The 15835-nt window shown below is 63.8% G+C and carries 16 protein-coding genes; 15 read left to right on the top strand and 1 reads right to left on the bottom strand.

The features are described from left to right. Positions 1-306: 306 nt before the first annotated feature. The 14 genes from phnF (at position 307) to phnE (ACR6AS_RS07590) (ending at position 11606) form a co-directional block, all read left to right on the top strand. On the top strand, positions 307-1020 hold the full coding sequence (gene phnF / locus ACR6AS_RS07655) for a phosphonate metabolism transcriptional regulator PhnF (RefSeq protein WP_111141388.1): 714 nt from the start codon (positions 307-309) through the stop codon (positions 1018-1020). Next, positions 1020-1466: a phosphonate C-P lyase system protein PhnG gene (gene phnG, locus ACR6AS_RS07650; protein WP_111141389.1), complete on the top strand. Its 447-nt coding sequence runs from the start codon at positions 1020-1022 to the stop codon at positions 1464-1466. Before phnF ends, phnG begins: the two co-directional genes overlap by 1 nt. Further along, the gene (gene phnH, locus ACR6AS_RS07645) at positions 1466-2041 is read left to right on the top strand and encodes a phosphonate C-P lyase system protein PhnH (protein WP_111141390.1); all 576 of its coding nucleotides are present in this window, start codon (positions 1466-1468) and stop codon (positions 2039-2041) included. The genes phnG and phnH overlap by 1 nt, the downstream gene beginning before the upstream one ends. Then, positions 2041-3117 carry a carbon-phosphorus lyase complex subunit gene (locus ACR6AS_RS07640; RefSeq protein ID WP_434161627.1) on the top strand — a complete coding sequence of 359 codons (1077 nt, stop codon included), beginning with the start codon at positions 2041-2043 and terminating at the stop codon, positions 3115-3117. The genes phnH and ACR6AS_RS07640 overlap by 1 nt, the downstream gene beginning before the upstream one ends. Further along, positions 3110-3958 carry an alpha-D-ribose 1-methylphosphonate 5-phosphate C-P-lyase PhnJ gene (locus ACR6AS_RS07635; protein WP_293771540.1) on the top strand — a complete coding sequence of 283 codons (849 nt, stop codon included), beginning with the start codon at positions 3110-3112 and terminating at the stop codon, positions 3956-3958. The genes ACR6AS_RS07640 and ACR6AS_RS07635 overlap by 8 nt, the downstream gene beginning before the upstream one ends. After that, the gene (gene phnK, locus ACR6AS_RS07630; protein WP_111141393.1) at positions 3948-4709 is read left to right on the top strand and encodes a phosphonate C-P lyase system protein PhnK; all 762 of its coding nucleotides are present in this window, start codon (positions 3948-3950) and stop codon (positions 4707-4709) included. Before ACR6AS_RS07635 ends, phnK begins: the two co-directional genes overlap by 11 nt. Then, complete coding sequence (phnL, locus tag ACR6AS_RS07625) at positions 4710-5423, top strand: phosphonate C-P lyase system protein PhnL (protein ID WP_293771534.1); 714 nt, start codon at positions 4710-4712, stop codon at positions 5421-5423. Then, the gene (gene phnM / locus ACR6AS_RS07620) at positions 5420-6556 is read left to right on the top strand and encodes an alpha-D-ribose 1-methylphosphonate 5-triphosphate diphosphatase (RefSeq protein ID WP_111141529.1); all 1137 of its coding nucleotides are present in this window, start codon (positions 5420-5422) and stop codon (positions 6554-6556) included. The genes phnL and phnM overlap by 4 nt, the downstream gene beginning before the upstream one ends. Further along, positions 6556-7092 (top strand): ribose 1,5-bisphosphokinase, encoded by a 537-nt coding sequence (gene phnN, locus ACR6AS_RS07615; RefSeq protein ID WP_434161625.1) that lies wholly within the window; start codon positions 6556-6558, stop codon positions 7090-7092. The genes phnM and phnN overlap by 1 nt, the downstream gene beginning before the upstream one ends. A 53-nt stretch (positions 7093-7145) precedes the next feature. Then, the gene (gene phnP, locus ACR6AS_RS07610; RefSeq protein WP_293772103.1) at positions 7146-7916 is read left to right on the top strand and encodes a phosphonate metabolism protein PhnP; all 771 of its coding nucleotides are present in this window, start codon (positions 7146-7148) and stop codon (positions 7914-7916) included. A gap of 79 nt (positions 7917-7995) precedes the next feature. Continuing rightward, entirely contained in the window at positions 7996-8823 is an 828-nt protein-coding gene (gene phnC / locus ACR6AS_RS07605) for a phosphonate ABC transporter ATP-binding protein (protein ID WP_434161623.1), read from the top strand. Between the two features lie 26 nt (positions 8824-8849). Then, on the top strand, positions 8850-9776 hold the full coding sequence (phnD, locus tag ACR6AS_RS07600) for a phosphonate ABC transporter substrate-binding protein (RefSeq protein ID WP_111141535.1): 927 nt from the start codon (positions 8850-8852) through the stop codon (positions 9774-9776). 88 nt (positions 9777-9864) lie between these two features. Next, positions 9865-10725, top strand: a complete 861-nt coding sequence (gene phnE, locus ACR6AS_RS07595) for a phosphonate ABC transporter, permease protein PhnE (protein WP_111141537.1) — start codon at positions 9865-9867, stop codon at positions 10723-10725. Continuing rightward, positions 10722-11606 (top strand): phosphonate ABC transporter, permease protein PhnE, encoded by an 885-nt coding sequence (phnE, locus tag ACR6AS_RS07590; protein ID WP_111141540.1) that lies wholly within the window; start codon positions 10722-10724, stop codon positions 11604-11606. Before phnE (ACR6AS_RS07595) ends, phnE (ACR6AS_RS07590) begins: the two co-directional genes overlap by 4 nt. On the opposite strand, the gene ACR6AS_RS07585 is transcribed toward phnE (ACR6AS_RS07590), so the two are convergent. Further along, positions 11560-14163 carry an ATP-binding protein gene (locus ACR6AS_RS07585; RefSeq protein ID WP_418797409.1) on the bottom strand — a complete coding sequence of 868 codons (2604 nt, stop codon included), beginning with the start codon at positions 14161-14163 and terminating at the stop codon, positions 11560-11562. The two genes, phnE (ACR6AS_RS07590) and ACR6AS_RS07585, sit on opposite strands and share 47 nt — an antisense overlap. Positions 14164-14310: 147 nt before the next feature. On the opposite strand from ACR6AS_RS07585, the gene ACR6AS_RS07580 reads away from it, so the two are divergent. Continuing rightward, positions 14311-15825: a sugar ABC transporter ATP-binding protein gene (locus tag ACR6AS_RS07580; protein WP_434161619.1), complete on the top strand. Its 1515-nt coding sequence runs from the start codon at positions 14311-14313 to the stop codon at positions 15823-15825. Positions 15826-15835 lie beyond the last annotated feature (10 nt).

The following is a 15835-nucleotide window of genomic DNA, read 5'->3' as shown; positions in this document are numbered from 1 at the left end:
GAATATCGGTCATCCGTTAACCAACTTTATATTTCCCGCCGGGCGGATTGCCGTTTTGTCACCGTGGTCAAAAAAGCGTGTGCGGCAAAAAGGCCGTGGCTGAAGCCCCGTCGTCTGCTTTAACTGTTTTTCCACGGCCGGTTCCGGGGTGTTCGCTGACGCATCCCGGTGCACACCTCTCCATCAGGTTCACCACTCCTTCACCGCGTCGTCACGGTTCTGTCATCTGATCCCCGCAAGCTACTCCCATCCCGCAGCGTCTTGTCACTGCGTTCCCACTCTGTAACCCGTGAGGATTTCATCGTGATGGAGTTATCCAGACATCCGACCACTGTCTATCAGGCCGTTGCCGCCCAGCTGGAGCAGGCGCTGAAAGAGCGTTATCGCTGCGGTGACTATCTGCCCTCCGAGCAACAGCTCGCCGATCACTATGCGGTGAACCGCCACACGCTGCGCCGGGCGGTGGATGAGCTGGTGCAGAAAGGCCTGCTCCAGCGCCGCCACGGCGTCGGCATCCTGGTGCTGATGCGGCCCTATGACTATCCGCTGCATGCCCAGGCGCGCTTCAGCCAGAACCTGCTGGAGCAGGGCAGCCACCCCACCAGTGAACGGCTGCTGGCGGTGCTGCGTCCGGCCAGCAACGACGTCGCCAGTGCGCTGGGCGTGAAAGAGGGCGACAACGTTATCCATCTGCGCACCCTGCGCCGCGCCAACGGCGTGCCGCTCTGCCTGATTAACCACTTCCTGGCCGATCTCAGCTGGTGGCCGCAGCTTCAGCACTTTAACAGCGGCTCGCTGCACGACTTTCTGGTGGAGCACACCGGCAAACAGCTGGTGCGCACCCAGACGCGCATCAGCACCCGCCGCGCGCAGGCCAAAGAGTGCCGCCAGCTCGATATCGCCCTGCACGCGCCGCTGCTCTGCGTGCGCACCCTGAACAAAACCTGCGATGGCGCGCTGGCGGAATACTCCGTCAGCCTGACGCGCGGTGACATGATCGAACTGACCCTGGAGCACTAATGGAACAGCAAACGGATCGCCAGCGCTGGCTGTCGGTACTGGCCCACAGCAACGCCGCCATGCTGGAAACCCACTGGCAGGCGCTGAATCTCCAGCCCGCATTCACCCTGGTCCGTCCGGCGGAGATCGGGCTGACGCGGCTTCAGGCGCGGATGGGCGCGACCGGCAACCGCTTTGTCATGGGCGATGCCACGGTGACGCGAGCGGTGGTGCAGCTGGAGGATGGCACCCTGGGTTACAGCTATCTGCTGGGGCGCGACAAAGCGCATGCCGAGCGCTGCGCCCTGCTGGATGCGCTGCTGCAGCAGCCGGAAACCCGGCCGTTGCTGGAAGAGAAGATTATTACCCCGCTGGCGGCGTGGCGTGAGGAGCAGCGTCAGCTGCGCGCCCGTGAAATCGCCAGCAGCAAAGTGGATTTCTTTACGCTGGTTCGCGGAGATAACTGATGACTTTACTGGCAAGTTTTAACCATCCGGTGGCGGATGCACAGCGCGCGTTTCGCCGCATTCTGAAAGCGATGAGCGAACCGGGCGTGATGGTCTCGCTGCCCCTGCAGCAGGGCTGGGGGGCACTGTCGCCTGCCGCCACGGCGCTGCTGCTGACGCTGGTCGATCAGGAGAGCCCGATCTGGCTGGATGCAAAAATCGACAGCGAGCAGCTGCGCAGCAACCTGCGTTTTCATACCGGCGCGCCGATCAGCAGCGGGCAGGATGCCCCGTTTGCCCTGAGCCATGCGGCGGCGCAGCCCGATCCGGCGCAGTTTGCGGCCGGTGACAATCTCTCACCGGAAAAAAGCACCACGCTGATTATCGAAGTGCCGTCGCTGAATGGCGGCTTAACGCTGCGCCTCTCCGGACCGGGCCTGCGGGAAACCCGCGCCATTGCGCCGCAGCTGCCGGAGAGCGTGCTGGAATACCTGCGCGCCCGGCCGCATCCGTTCCCGCAGGGCGTGGATCTGATCTTCACCTGTGGCGAAGCGATGATGGCCGTGCCGCGCACGACCGTTGTGGAGGTGTGCTGATGTATGTCGCGGTCAAAGGGGGCGAGAAAGCGATAGCCCATGCCCATCAGCTGCAGGCCGATCTGCGGCGGGGCGATCGGGCGGTGGCGGAACTCGGCTGCGACCAGGTGGCGCAGCAGCTCGGGCTGGCGGTCGATCGGGTGATGACCGAAGGCGGCATTTACGATCCGGAACTGGCGGCGCTGGCGATCAAGCAGGCCAGCGGCGATCTGGTTGAGGCGATCTTCCTGCTGCGGGCCTATCGCACCACGCTGCCCCGGCTGGCGGAAAGCACGCCGCTGGCGACCGGCGCGATGCGCATCGAACGCCGCATCTCCGCCGTCTATAAAGATTTGCCGGGCGGCCAGGTACTGGGGCCGACCTATGACTACAGCCACCGTCTGCTCGACTTTACGTTGCTGGCCAACGGTGAGACCCCGGCCGCGCCGCGCGACGATCGCCAGACGACCGGGGCGTGCCCGCACATGTTCAGCATGATGAGCAGTGAAGGGCTGGCCACCGAAGAGGTGGATGATGGCAGCGAGCCAGCCGATATCACCCGCGAGCCGCTGCATTATCCCGCCTCGCGCGCCGCACGGCTGCAGCAGCTGGTGCGCGGCGACGAAGGCTTTCTGCTGGCGCTGGGCTACTCGACCCAGCGCGGGTATGGCCGCACCCACCCGTTTGCCGGTGAGATCCGCACCGGTTATGTCAGCGTCAGCCTCTGTCCCGAAGAGCTGGGCTTTGAGCTGGAGATTGGCGAACTGCTGCTGACGGAGTGTGAAATGGTCAACGGCGTGGCCCACAGCGAGGCGGCGGCACCGCACTTCACCCGCGGTTACGGCCTGGTCTTTGGCCGCGCCGAACGCAAGGCGATGGCGATGGCGCTGGTGGATCGGGCACTGCAGAGCCGCGAACATCAGGAGCGCATCACCAGCCCGGCGCAGGATGAGGAGTTTGTGCTGTCGCACGCCGACAACGTTGAAGCTGCGGGCTTTGTCTCACATCTCAAGCTGCCGCACTACGTCGATTTCCAGGCCGAGCTGGCGTTGCTTAAGCAGCTGCAGCACGATTATCAGGAGCGCAACCATGGCTGAACTCACCGGCTATAACAACGGCTATCTCGACGAGCAGACCAAACGCACCCTCCGCCGCGCAATCCTGAAAGCGGTGGCGATCCCCGGCTATCAGGTGCCGTTCGCCGGACGCGAGATGCCGATGCCCTATGGCTGGGGCACCGGCGGTATCCAGATCACCGCCAGCGTGATTGGCGATCAGGATGTGCTCAAGGTGATCGATCAGGGCGCGGATGACACCACCAATGCGGTGTCGATCCGCCAGTTCTTTAAGCGGGTCAGCAATGCCGCCACCACCGAGCGCACCGCCGATGCGACCCTGATCCAGACCCGTCACCGCATCCCGGAAACGCCGCTGGAAGAGGATCAGATCCTGATCTTTCAGGTGCCGATCCCGGAGCCGCTGCGGTTTATCGAGCCGCGCGAAACCGAGACCCGCACCCTGCACGCGCTGGAGGAGTACGGCATCATGCAGGTGAAGCTCTACGAAGATATCGCCCGCTATGGCCATATCGCCACCACCTACGCCTATCCGGTCCGGGTCAACGATCGCTATGTGATGGACCCCTCGCCGATCCCCAAATTCGACAACCCGAAAATGCACATGATGCCCGCACTGCAGCTGTTTGGTGCCGGCCGCGAAAAACGCATCTACGCGTTGCCGCCTTACACCCGCGTGGAAAGTCTCGACTTCGAGGATCACCCCTTCACGGTTCAGCAGTGGGATGAACCCTGCGCGCTGTGCGGCTCGCGCCACAGCTATCTGGATGAGGTGGTGATGGATGACCAGGGCACGCGGATGTTTGTCTGCTCCGACACCGATTTTTGCCATCAGCAGCAGGAACAGCACCATGCACAGTGAACAGCCGCTGCTTGCGGTCAGTCAGCTCACCCATCTCTATGCGCCGGGCAAAGGGTTTGAGCAGGTCAGTTTCGATCTTTATCCCGGCGAAGTGCTGGGGATTGTCGGCGAGTCCGGCTCCGGTAAAACCACGCTGCTGCAGAGCCTGTCGGCGCGCCTGGCTCCCCAGCAGGGCACCATTCTCTATCGGGGAGGCGATCTCTGGCAGATGAGCGAGAGCGAGCGCCGTCGCCTGCTGCGCACCGAGTGGGGGGTAGTGCATCAGCATCCGATGGCGGGGCTGCGTCCGCAGGTCAGCGCAGGGGGCAACATCGGCGAACGGCTGATGGCGACCGGGCAGCGCCACTATGGCGACATCCGCGCCGAGGCGAGCCGCTGGCTGCAGGCCGTGGAGATCGATGCCGGTCGCATCGACGATCTGCCCACCACCTTTTCCGGCGGCATGCAGCAGCGTCTGCAGATCGCCCGCAATCTGGTGACGCAGCCGCAGCTGATGTTTATGGATGAGCCAACGGGCGGGCTGGATGTCTCCGTGCAGGCGCGCCTGCTGGATCTGCTGCGCACGCTGGTGCGTGAGCTGAATCTGGCGGTGATCATCGTCACCCACGATCTCGGCGTGGCGCGACTGCTGGCGCATCGCCTGCTGGTGATGAAACAGGGGCGGGTGGTGGAGAGCGGTCTGACCGACCGCGTGCTGGACGATCCTCATCATCCCTACACTCAACTGCTGGTCTCTTCGGTGCTCAATTAAATGACGACGAATACTGCCCGCCTGCGGGTTGAAAATCTCTGCAAGACCTTTGTGCTGCATAACCAGAATGGCGCGGCGCTGCCGGTGCTGCATAACGCCAGCCTCACGGTGGGCGAGGGCGAATGCGTGGTGCTGCACGGTCACTCCGGCAGCGGCAAATCCACGCTGCTGCGGGCGCTGTATGGCAACTATCAGCCCGACAGCGGTCATATCCGGATCGCCCATCAGGGTGACTGGATCGACATGGCGCAGGCCCCGGCGCGCCAGATTATTGCGCTGCGGCGCGATACCCTGGGCTGGGTCAGCCAGTTTCTGCGGGTCATTCCGCGGGTGCCGACGCTGGAGATCGTGATGCAGCCGCTGCTGGAGCGTGGCGTTGAGCGCACCCTCTGCGAGGCGCGGGCCGCTGAACTGCTGAGCCGCCTCAACGTTCCGCAGCGCCTCTGGTCGCTGGCGCCCTCCACCTTCTCCGGGGGCGAGCAGCAGCGGGTTAACATCGCCCGCGGTTTTATCGCCGACTATCCGGTGCTGCTGCTGGATGAGCCGACCGCCTCACTCGACAGTGTGAACAGCGTGGCGGTCGTTGAACTCATTGAACAGGCGCGCGCCCGGGGTGCCGCCATCGTCGGTATTTTTCACGATCGGGCGGTGCGTGAGCGGGTGGCTGACCGGCTGCACCTGATGCAGCCGATCGAAACAGGAGCGCAGGCATGATTATTAATAACGTCAGACTGGTGCTGGAAAATGAAGTGGTGAGCGGCTCGCTGGAGTTCCGCGATGAGCGCATCAGCAGCTTCAGCGAAACCAGCAGCCAGCAGCCGGGTGCGCTGGATGGGGAAGGGGCCTGGCTGCTGCCGGGGCTGGTGGAGCTGCACACCGATAATCTCGACAAGTTTTTCACGCCACGACCCAAAGTGGACTGGCCCGCGCATTCGGCGATGAGCAGTCACGATGCGCTGATGGTCTCCAGCGGCATCACCACCGTGCTGGACGCGATTGGCGTCGGCGATGTGCGCGACGGCGGACACCGGCTGGACAACCTCAGTAAAATGATCGACGCCATCCGCGACAGCAACCGCAAAGGGCTGAACCGGGCCGAGCATCTGCTGCATCTGCGCTGTGAGCTGCCGCATCCCACCACGGCGTCGCTGTTTGAGGCGCTGATGGGCACCCCGGAGCTGGCGCTGGTGTCGCTGATGGACCATTCGCCGGGCCAGCGGCAGTACGCCTCGCTGACCAAATATCGCGAATATTATCAGGGCAAATATCAGCTCAATGATGCGGAGATGGATCAGTTCGAACATGACCAGCTTACCCTGGCGGCGGCGTGGTCGCAGCCTAACCGTGAGACGATAGCCGGGCTCTGCCGGGAACATGGTATCGCCATCGCCAGCCACGACGATGCTACCGCCGCGCACGTTGAGGAGTCGCACGCGGCGGGCAGCCGCATCGCCGAGTTCCCGACCACGCTGGAGGCGGCGCGCGCCTCGCGCTATCGCAACATGCAGGTGCTGATGGGCGCGCCCAACATCGTGCGGGGCGGCTCCCACTCCGGCAACGTCGCCGCCTGGGAGCTGGCCGCCAGCGGGCTGCTGAACATTCTCTCTTCCGACTACTACCCGGCCAGCCTGCTGGATGCCGCGTTCCGGCTGGCACAGGATGCGCGCAACAGCCTGGGCATGGCGCAGGCGATCGCCCTGGTCACCTGCAATCCGGCGCGCGCGCTGGGGCTGTTCGATCGCGGGGTGATCGCCGAAGGCTGCCGCGCCGATCTGGTGCTGGCCCATACCGCCCACGGCTATCCGCATGTGCGGCACGTCTGGAGCAAAGGGCGGCAGGTGTACTGATGGCGCGGCTCATCTGGCTGACCGGGCCCTCCGGCTCAGGCAAGGATAGCCTGCTGGATGCGCTGCGTGCGTCACCGCCGCCCCGGCTGCTAATCGCGCATCGCTACATCACCCGCGCCGCCGATGCGGGCGGTGAGAACCATGTGCAGCTGAGCGACGCGGAGTTTGCCCGCCGCGCCGCGCTGGGGCTGTTCGCGGTGAGCTGGCAGGCGCACGGCTTCTCCTATGGCATCGGCTGTGAGGCGGAGCAGTGGCTGGCGCGCGGACAGAGTGTGGTGGTGAACGGCTCCCGGCTGCATCTGGCGCAGGCGCAGGCCCGCTTCGGCGCGCAGCTGCTGCCGGTCTGTCTGCAGGTCTCGCCCGCGGTGCTGGCGGCGCGGCTCCGTCAGCGCGGACGGGAAGATGAGGCGGAGATTGCCCGGCGGCTGGCCCGCGCGGCGCAGCCGCAGCCCGACGGCTGTCTGATCCTGAACAACGATGGCGCCCTGGCGGAGACCGTCCGGCAGTTGCGCCAGCTTCTGGAGGCGCATCCATGACGCGGACGCAACCCGGCACCGGTTCCGGTGCGGATAACAACACATCGGCCTCTCTGAGACTCACGTTTCTGGGCACCGGCGGGGTGACGGCGGCACCGCTGCCGGGCTGCCGCTGCCGCGCCTGCCAGCGGGCCACACACGACCCCCGTCTTGCGCGGGCGCCCTGCAGCGCACTGATTGAGTATGGCCGCGAGCGGATCCTGCTGGATGCCGGGCTGCCGCTGCTGGCGTCCCGTTTCCCGCCCGGCACCCTGTCGCGCATTCTGCTGACGCACTACCACATGGATCATGTCCAGGGGCTGTTTGCGCTGCGCTGGGGGCAGGGCGACTCGATCCCGGTCTGGGGGCCGCCCGACCCGCGTGGCTGTGACGATCTCTACAAACACCCCGGCCTGCTCGATTTCCGGCCCGCCCTGACGCCGTTCGTGGCGCACGCCTTTGGCGAACTGCAGGTCACGCCGCTGCCGCTGCAGCACTCCCGGCTGACGCACGGCTATCTGCTGGCGTGGCATGACATCCGCATCGCCTGGCTGTGTGACACCTGCGGCCTGCCGCCCGACACCGCCGACTTCCTGCGCGGTCAGGCGCTGGACCAGTTGGTGATTGACTGCAACGATCCGCCGCGCGCCGCGCCGCGAAACCACAATGATGTGACGCAGGCGCTGGCGATCGTGGCGCTGCTGCGACCGCGTCAGACCTGGCTGACGCACCTCAGTCATGAGATGGATAACTGGCTGGCAGAAAATGCGCTACCGGAGGGCGTGCAGCCTGCCCGTGATGGACAGACGCTGCGGTGCGATGCCGCGTGGCCTGTCACAGTTTGATCATCTGGCTGTCATCCCGCGTTCATCGCGCCACGCCTTAATAAGCCGCAGAACGTAATCAGCGATGACGGAGAACAGCATGGCACAGGCCCTCTTGAAAACGGTGGTCGATAACGATCTGCCGCCAGCCAGCCAACGCGGACAAAAAGTGTTGTCAGTGCAGAAACTGAGCAAAGCGTACGGCGACACGACGGTGCTGGATCAGGTCAGTTTCGACCTGCATGCCGGGGAGCTGGTAGGGATCATCGGCCGTTCAGGGGCCGGTAAATCGACCCTGTTGCATATGCTCAACGGCACCATCGATGCCACGTCCGGCGCGATTATCAGCGCGCAGGGGGAGGCGGAGCGTAACGTGGTGACGCTCAACAGCCGCCAGATGCGCGAGTGGCGCAGTCAGTGCGGCATGATCTTTCAGGATTTCTGTCTGGTGCCGCGCCTCGACGTGCTGACCAACGTCCTGCTGGGACGGCTGAGCCAGACCGGCACGCTGAAATCCTTCTTTAAAATTTTCTCTGACCGCGACCGGGCGCACGCTATCGAACTGCTGCAGTGGATGAACATGCTGCCGCAGGCGCTGCAGCGCGCTGAGAACCTCTCCGGCGGGCAGATGCAGCGCGTGGCGATCTGCCGTGCGCTGATGCAGAACCCCAGGATCCTGCTGGCCGACGAGCCGGTGGCGTCGCTGGATCCGAAAAATACCAAACGCATCATGGATGTGCTGCGCCAGGTCAGCCAGCAGGGCATCAGCGTGATGGTTAACCTGCACTCCATCGAGCTGGTGAAAAGCTACTGTACCCGGGTGATTGGCATTCAGCGCGGCGTCGTGCTGTTTGATGATCATCCCTCCCGACTGACCGACAGCCTGCAGCAGCAGCTGTACGGTGATGAACTTAACCAAATCCATTAACGTCCACTGTAAGAGAACCACGTCGAATGAAACTGACTTTATTAGCACTCCTGACCTCCGTCATGGCATTGGGTGTCAGCGCAGCGGATGCGCCACAACAGCTTAACCTGGGCATTCTCGGCGGCCAGAACGCCACGCAGCAGATTGGCGACAATCAGTGTGTGAAGACCTTCTTTGATAAAGAGCTGGGTGTCGATACCCAGATGCGCAACGCCTCTGACTATTCGGGTGTGATTCAGGGCCTGCTGGGTGGCAAGATCGATATGGTGCTGAGCATGTCGCCCGCCTCGTTTGCGTCGGTCTACATTCAGAACCCGAAAGCGGTGGATGTGGTCGGCATTGTGGTTGATGACAAAGATCAGTCGCGCGGCTACCACTCGGTGGTGATCGTGAAGGCGGACAGCCCCTACAAAAAGATCGACGATCTCAAGGGCAAATCGTTTGGAATGGCCGATCCCGACTCGACCTCCGGCTTCCTGATGCCGAACCAGGCGTTTAAGAAGATGTTCGGCGGTTCGGTGGATGACAGATATAACAATACCTTCTCCAGCGTCACTTTCTCCGGCGGTCACGAGCAGGACATTCTGGGCGTGCTGAACAACCAGTTTGATGGCGCGGTCACCTGGACCTCGATGGTGGGTGACTACAACAGCGGCTACACCTCCGGCGCATTTGGCCGTCTGATCCGCATGGACCACCCGGATCTGATGAAGCAAATCCGCATTATCTGGCACTCTCCGCTGATCCCCAACGGTCCGGTGCTGGTCAGCAACAGGCTGCCCGCTGACTTCAAAGCGAAAGTGGTGTCGGCGATTAAAAAGCTGGATAAAGAGGATCACGCCTGCTTCGTGAAAGCGGTGGGCGGTCAGCAGCATATCGGTGAGGCGACGGTCGCCGACTATCAGAACATCATCGACATGAAGCGCGACCTGATGAAAGGCAGCCGCGGCTGACACTGACTTATCTTCCCCGCGCAGGCGGGAAACGCGGGATGCGGCCGTCGGCTCGTTATCCCGCTGCTTTTGTGCCGGAGATCCCCCTTTGACTGAATTCGAACACTACTACCAGCGCATCCGCCGTCAGCAGAAACGTGACACGCTGATCTGGTCGCTGCTGCTGGTGGCACTCTATCTGGCGGCGGGCAGGGTCGCCGAGTTTAATCTGCTCACCGTCTGGCAGTCGCTGCCGCACTTCTTCGACTATCTGCATGAGATCCTGCCGGTGCTGCACCTGCCGCTGCTGTTTGCCGACGGTAAAACCGAAGGCTCGCTGGCGTACTGGGGCTATCGCTTGCCCATTCAGCTGCCGCTGATCTGGGAAACCCTGCAGCTGGCGCTGGCCTCCACGCTGGTGGCAGTGGGCGTGGCGGCGGTGCTGGCGTTCTTCGCCGCCGACAATACGCAGACGCCGATCAGCGTGCGGCTGGCGATTCGTGCGTTCGTCGCTTTTCTGCGCACCATGCCGGAGCTGGCGTGGGCGGTGATGTTTGTGATGGCGTTCGGCATCGGCGCCATTCCCGGCTTCCTGGCGCTGGCGCTGCACACGGTGGGCAGCCTGACCAAACTGTTTTATGAGGCGATCGAGTCGGCGTCCGATAAGCCGGTGCGCGGTCTGGCGGCCTGTGGGGCCAGCAAACTGCAGCGGATGCGCTTCGCCTTCTGGCCGCAGGTTAAGCCGGTTTTTCTCTCCTACAGCTTTATGCGACTGGAGATTAACTTCCGCTCCTCGACCATTCTCGGCCTGGTGGGCGCAGGTGGAATCGGTCAGGAGCTGATGACCAATATCAAACTGGATCGCTACGATCAGGTGAGCATCACGCTGCTGCTGATCCTGATTGTCGTGTCGCTGCTGGATAGCGTATCCGGCCAGCTTCGTCGCCGTGTAACAGGAGATCGCGCATGATCAGCCACGTACCCGATATCGCGCAGATGAAGCAGCAGCATCGCGCACTCTTCGCCGCGCAGCCGCGCTACCTGCGTCGTCTGGCGCTGATTGCGCTGGCGGTGCTGCTCTACTACCTCTTTTTCTTCTCGGTGTTCGGGCTGGAGTGGTCGCGCCTGCTGGCGGGCTGCCAGCAGCTGGGGCGCTATTTTCTGCGGATGTTTGTCTGGCATGCGTTCGCCAGCTGGCCCTTTGGCTACTATCTGTCGCAGGTCGGCATCACCCTGGGGATCGTGTTTGCCGGTACGCTGACCGCCTCGCTGCTGGCCCTGCCACTGTCGTTTCTGGCGGCGCGTAACGTGATGCACGACCGCGCCGCTAAACCGCTGGCGTTCCTGATGCGGCGTCTGTTCGACGTGCTGCGCGGCATCGACATGGCGATCTGGGGGCTGATCTTCGTGCGGGCAGTCGGGATGGGGCCGCTGGCCGGGGTGCTGGCCATCATCCTGCAGGATGTCGGTCTGCTCGGTAAGCTGTACGCCGAGGGGCACGAAGCGGTGGAGCGTTCGCCGGGACGCGGGCTGAGTGCCGTCGGAGCCAGCAGCCTGCAGAAGCACCGCTTCGGTATCTTCACCCAGTCTTTCCCGCAGTTCCTGGCGCTGAGCCTTTACCAGATCGAGTCCAACACCCGCTCGGCGGCGGTGCTGGGTTTCGTCGGCGCGGGCGGGGTCGGTCTGGTCTATGCCGAGAACATGCGGTTGTGGAACTGGGACGTGGTGATGTTCCTGACGCTGATTCTGGTGGTGGTGGTTATGGTGATGGATGTGATCTCCAGCCGCCTGCGTAAACGCTACATCAGCGGGAAGCCGGTGCCGCTGTGGCAGCCTGCTGCGCGCGATTAAGCCGTTCGCTGCGCTGCCAGGCGCGCTGCAGCGCCTGCACCAGCTGGGCCTGCTGCCAGGGTTTTGCCAGCCGTTCACACAGCGGCAGCGTCACCGGCTGGTGGCGCAGATCCTGACCGCTGATGAGCAGTGTCGCCAGCTGCGGCCAGTTCTGCTGCGCCTGGCGGATCACCTCTGCGCCGTTGATCTCGCCGGGCAGCATCAGGTCGCTGATCAGCAGGTCAATATCGGGGGTCTGCCGCAGCAGCGTCAGCGCCTCTTCGCCGTCGCCACACTCCAGCGTCAGATAACCCAGCTGATGGAGGTGCTCGCACAGGGTCTGGCGCACCGCCGGTTCATCATCCAGCACCAGCACCAGCCGGTTGCTGCCGGTCCCGGCGGGCGCAGGCGGGGGCGGGGCGACCGCCGGAGTCACGGCGGCGTCTGCTGCACGCGGCAACAGCAGTCTGACCGTGGTGCCCTGGCCCGGTGCGGTTTCCAGCTCGATCTGACCGCCCGACTGCCGCACAAAACCGTAGACCATCGACAGCCCCAGTCCGCTGCCGCTGCCGGTCGCTTTGGTGGTGAAAAAGGGCTCAAACACCTGTTCGCGCACGGCAGCAGACATGCCGCAGCCGTGGTCGATTACCTCGATTGTGACGCGGTCTCGTTTTTCAGCCCCCTCCATCCGGCGCTGGTTCCAGATACGCAGCCGGATTTCACCGCTCTGCTGGTGCATCGCATCGCGTGCATTGACCACCAGATTCATCAGCGCATTCTCCAGCTGACCGGCATCGATCCAGGCGGGCCAGCCGGGACGCTGCGCATCGATAATCAGCTGCTGTCCGGGCAGCAATGAGTGCTGCAACAGCCCCTGCAGATTATCCACCAGCGTCACCACCGACACCGAACGGGGGAACAGGGCCTGCTTGCGCGAAAAGGCCAGCAGCCGCTGGGTCAGCTGGGCGGCGCGGTCGGCGGCCTGACGCGCCCGCTCAATGCGGCTGGCCAGCGGACCGGGCATCGGCTGGCCCTCGGTCAGCGCCAGGCTGCCGATGATCACCGCCAGCAGATTATTGAAATCGTGTGCCAGCCCGCCGGTCAGCTGCCCGACCGCCTTCATCTTCTGGCTGTGCTGCAGTGCCTCTTCCAGGGTTTTGCGTGAGGTGCGATCCAGCACGGTGTTGACCATGCCCCGGCGCGGGATCGGGCTGAAGCGCAGCTCCAGCGTGCGGCCATCGGCCAGCCGGATCTCCTGCGGTTCACCCGGATCGTGCAGATCCACCGCCAGCGGGGCCAGCAGCTGCTGATAGTGGACGCCGCGATGCAGCGCGCGTGGCGCAATGCCGAGCAGCTCCGCGTACTGAGCGTTCCACACCACCAGCTGACCGCCATTGTCGAACAGGGCGAAGCCGTCGCGCATCGCCAGAAACGTCGATTCCAGCTGGTTACTCTTCTCCTTCAGCAGCCGCGAGGTGTGCGCCAGCGAGGCGGTATTGCGCGCAAAGACGTTGAAGGCGCGCGCCAGCTCGCCCAGCTCATCGCGGCGTTGCACCCCCGGAACGCTGACGTTCTGCTCGCCCTGGGCCAGCCGCGTCATCGCACCGGCAATCGCCGTCAGACCTGAACCGAGGTTGCGGTAGATATAGATCCCGGCATAGCCGGTGATCGCCAGTGCCAGCAGCACAAACAGCGCGATAAAGCCGATGATTGAATCCAGCTCGCGATGGGTGGCCAGCGTCCGCGCCTCGCTCTGCAGCGCCACCTGCTGCACCGAGGCGCTGATATCCTCATTCAGCATCGCCACCAGTGCTTTAATCCGGTAGGTGGCGTAAGCGATCGCCAGGTCGCTCTGCTCCAGGGCTTCCGCCAGCGGCAGCAGACGCTGCTGCGTCTCCAGCAGTCGCCTGACTTTCTCGCCGGTAACGCCAGCCAGTGGCACGGCCCGCCACGCGGTCATCAGCTGCTGAAGCTGCTCAATGACCGCGATCGGCGAGGGCGTGCGGATCGCGATCGTAATCAGCCGTTCAGTCTGCTCGCGCAGCGCGGCATCCGGCAGGGTCCGCTGTTCCCGCTGCACCAGCAGGCCGATATGACTGAGCAGAATCTGTGCCTGCCAGAGATCGCTCAGCATCGTGTTGCGCTGCAGATGGCGCTGATGGCCGGTCAGCAGCAGGCGGTTAATGGTCTGTTCCAGCATCAGGCTGCGGGCGCGGATCCGGGCGAGGCGCTCGGGCTGACGGGCCGCCAGCGGCGCGCTGGCCAGCAGGCTCAGCGACTGCTGCAGCGCCCGCTGATTCTGCTGCAGCCGCTGCGATTCGCTCTGATACTCCAGCGCCCCGACCACCTGCGACAGCCGGACCGCCGCCGTCGCGACGTTGGCGGTGTCCCGCGCCAGCGCCAGGCTGCCGTTCATGTCTGCCAGCGTCTGTGCCTGCGCCTGCTCCTGAATCGCCCCGGCGTGGCGGAAGCCCACGATCGCCACCACGCTCACCATCAGCGTGACCAGCACTACCAGCAGATTAAACAGCAACAGGCGCCCACGCGCCCCGGCCTGCCACGGATAACTGTGCTGCATCCCACGACCTCTTTATCACTGCAACAGTGGGCCGAGTATAGGAGCGGTCAGGCCGCGCTTTATGACAAATATGAACGGCCGCTGACATTTTCCATTTATCTGGCGTTGCTTTACTGGCGGCTATTCACAGTCGGCAGGAGCGAGGCGATGACAGCCAGACCCATACTGGAAATGCGGGGTATTACCCGGCGCTTCGGCAGCTTTTATGCCCTGAAGGGCGTCGATCTCACCGTTTATCCTGGTGAGGTTCACGCGCTGATGGGGGAGAACGGCGCAGGAAAAAGCACGTTAATGAAGATTCTGGCCGGTGCCTATACCGCCAGCAGCGGGGAAATCCTTATTGAGGGCCAGCCGTACGCCCTGAAAGGGCCGAAAGAGGCGCTGGCCGCCGGGATCACCCTGATTTATCAGGAGATCAATCTGGCTCCCAACCTGACGGTGGCGGAGAACATCTTTCTGGGCAGCGAAATCGCGCCGGGCGGGCTGGTCAGACGACGGGCGATGGCGGAAGAGGCGCAGCGGGTCATCGATCGGCTCGGCGCGCAGTTCAGCGCCTGGGATCTTGTCAGCCGGCTGAGCATCGCCGAGCAGCAGCAGGTGGAGATCGCCCGCGCGCTGCAGCGCAACAGCCGCATTCTGGTGATGGATGAGCCGACCGCCGCGCTCTCCAACCGGGAAACCGAACAGCTCTTTGCGCTGATCAAACGGCTGCGCAGCGATGGTATGGCCATCATCTACATCAGCCACCGCATGGCGGAGGTGTATGAGCTGTCCGACCGCGTCAGCGTGCTGCGCGACGGGGAGTATGTCGGCAGCCTGACGCGGGAGCAGCTTAACGCCAGCGAACTGGTGCGGATGATGGTGGGACGGCCGCTCAGCGACCTGTTTAACAAAGACCGCACCATCGCTTTCGGTGATATCCGGCTGGCGGTCAATCATCTGACCGACGGCGGCAAAGTGCACCCCAGCAGTCTGGCGGTGCGGGCCGGGGAGATCGTGGCACTGGCCGGGCTGGTGGGCGCGGGTCGCAGCGAACTGGCGCAGCTGATCTTCGGGGTTCACAAGCCGAAGGAGGGTGAGATCTGGATCGACGGTGAGAAGGTCACCATCCAGTCGCCGCGCGACGCGATTGCACGCGGCATCGGCTTCCTCACCGAAAACCGCAAAGAGCAGGGGCTGTTTCTGGAGATGGCGGCGCAGGAGAACATCGTGATGGCGACGCTGGAGCGGGATGCCAGTTACGGGATGCTCAATCGCCGCAAAGGCCAGAGCATCGCCTCTGAGGCGATCGCCTCGCTCAATATTCGCGTGCCGCATGCGCAGGTCCGGGCGGGCGGCCTGTCAGGCGGCAATCAGCAGAAGTTGCTGATCTCACGCTGGGTAGCCATCGGGCCGCGCATTCTGATCCTGGATGAGCCGACCCGAGGCGTTGATGTCGGCGCCAAAAGCGAAATCTACCGGATGATGCAGCAGATGGCGCGGCAGGGCGTGGCAATTCTGATGATCTCCAGTGAGCTGCCGGAAGTGGTCGGGATGAGCGACCGCGTTTACGTGATGCATGAAGGCACCATCGTCGGTGAGCTGGAGGGCAGTCACATCAGTCAGGAAAATATTATGACGCTGGCAACCGGTGCGCACAGCGCGTCTGCCAGCGAAGTTTAAGGAGACCACG

It is taken from the genome of Pantoea phosphatilytica (genome assembly GCF_051025615.1).
Taxonomy (GTDB): domain Bacteria; phylum Pseudomonadota; class Gammaproteobacteria; order Enterobacterales; family Enterobacteriaceae; genus Pantoea.
The sequence above is the reverse complement of the archived record's forward strand: the minus strand, read 5'-3'. Positions and strand labels throughout refer to the sequence as shown.

Excerpts from the sequence above, each read along its gene's own strand:
- phnC (WP_434161623.1), top strand. The coding sequence starts at position 7,996 with ATGGCACAGGCCCTCTTGAAAACGGTGGTCGATAACGATCTGCCGCCA.
- phnM (WP_111141529.1), top strand. The coding sequence starts at position 5,420 with ATGATTATTAATAACGTCAGACTGGTGCTGGAAAATGAAGTGGTGAGC.
- phnE (WP_111141540.1), top strand. The coding sequence starts at position 10,722 with ATGATCAGCCACGTACCCGATATCGCGCAGATGAAGCAGCAGCATCGC.
- phnF (WP_111141388.1), top strand. The coding sequence starts at position 307 with ATGGAGTTATCCAGACATCCGACCACTGTCTATCAGGCCGTTGCCGCC.
- ACR6AS_RS07635 (WP_293771540.1), top strand. The coding sequence starts at position 3,110 with ATGGCTGAACTCACCGGCTATAACAACGGCTATCTCGACGAGCAGACC.
- ACR6AS_RS07580 (WP_434161619.1), top strand. The coding sequence starts at position 14,311 with ATGACAGCCAGACCCATACTGGAAATGCGGGGTATTACCCGGCGCTTC.
- phnL (WP_293771534.1), top strand. The coding sequence starts at position 4,710 with ATGACGACGAATACTGCCCGCCTGCGGGTTGAAAATCTCTGCAAGACC.
- ACR6AS_RS07585 (WP_418797409.1), bottom strand. The coding sequence starts at position 14,163 with ATGCAGCACAGTTATCCGTGGCAGGCCGGGGCGCGTGGGCGCCTGTTG.
- phnK (WP_111141393.1), top strand. The coding sequence starts at position 3,948 with ATGCACAGTGAACAGCCGCTGCTTGCGGTCAGTCAGCTCACCCATCTC.
- phnN (WP_434161625.1), top strand. The coding sequence starts at position 6,556 with ATGGCGCGGCTCATCTGGCTGACCGGGCCCTCCGGCTCAGGCAAGGAT.
- phnD (WP_111141535.1), top strand. The coding sequence starts at position 8,850 with ATGAAACTGACTTTATTAGCACTCCTGACCTCCGTCATGGCATTGGGT.
- phnH (WP_111141390.1), top strand. The coding sequence starts at position 1,466 with ATGACTTTACTGGCAAGTTTTAACCATCCGGTGGCGGATGCACAGCGC.
- phnG (WP_111141389.1), top strand. The coding sequence starts at position 1,020 with ATGGAACAGCAAACGGATCGCCAGCGCTGGCTGTCGGTACTGGCCCAC.
- ACR6AS_RS07640 (WP_434161627.1), top strand. The coding sequence starts at position 2,041 with ATGTATGTCGCGGTCAAAGGGGGCGAGAAAGCGATAGCCCATGCCCAT.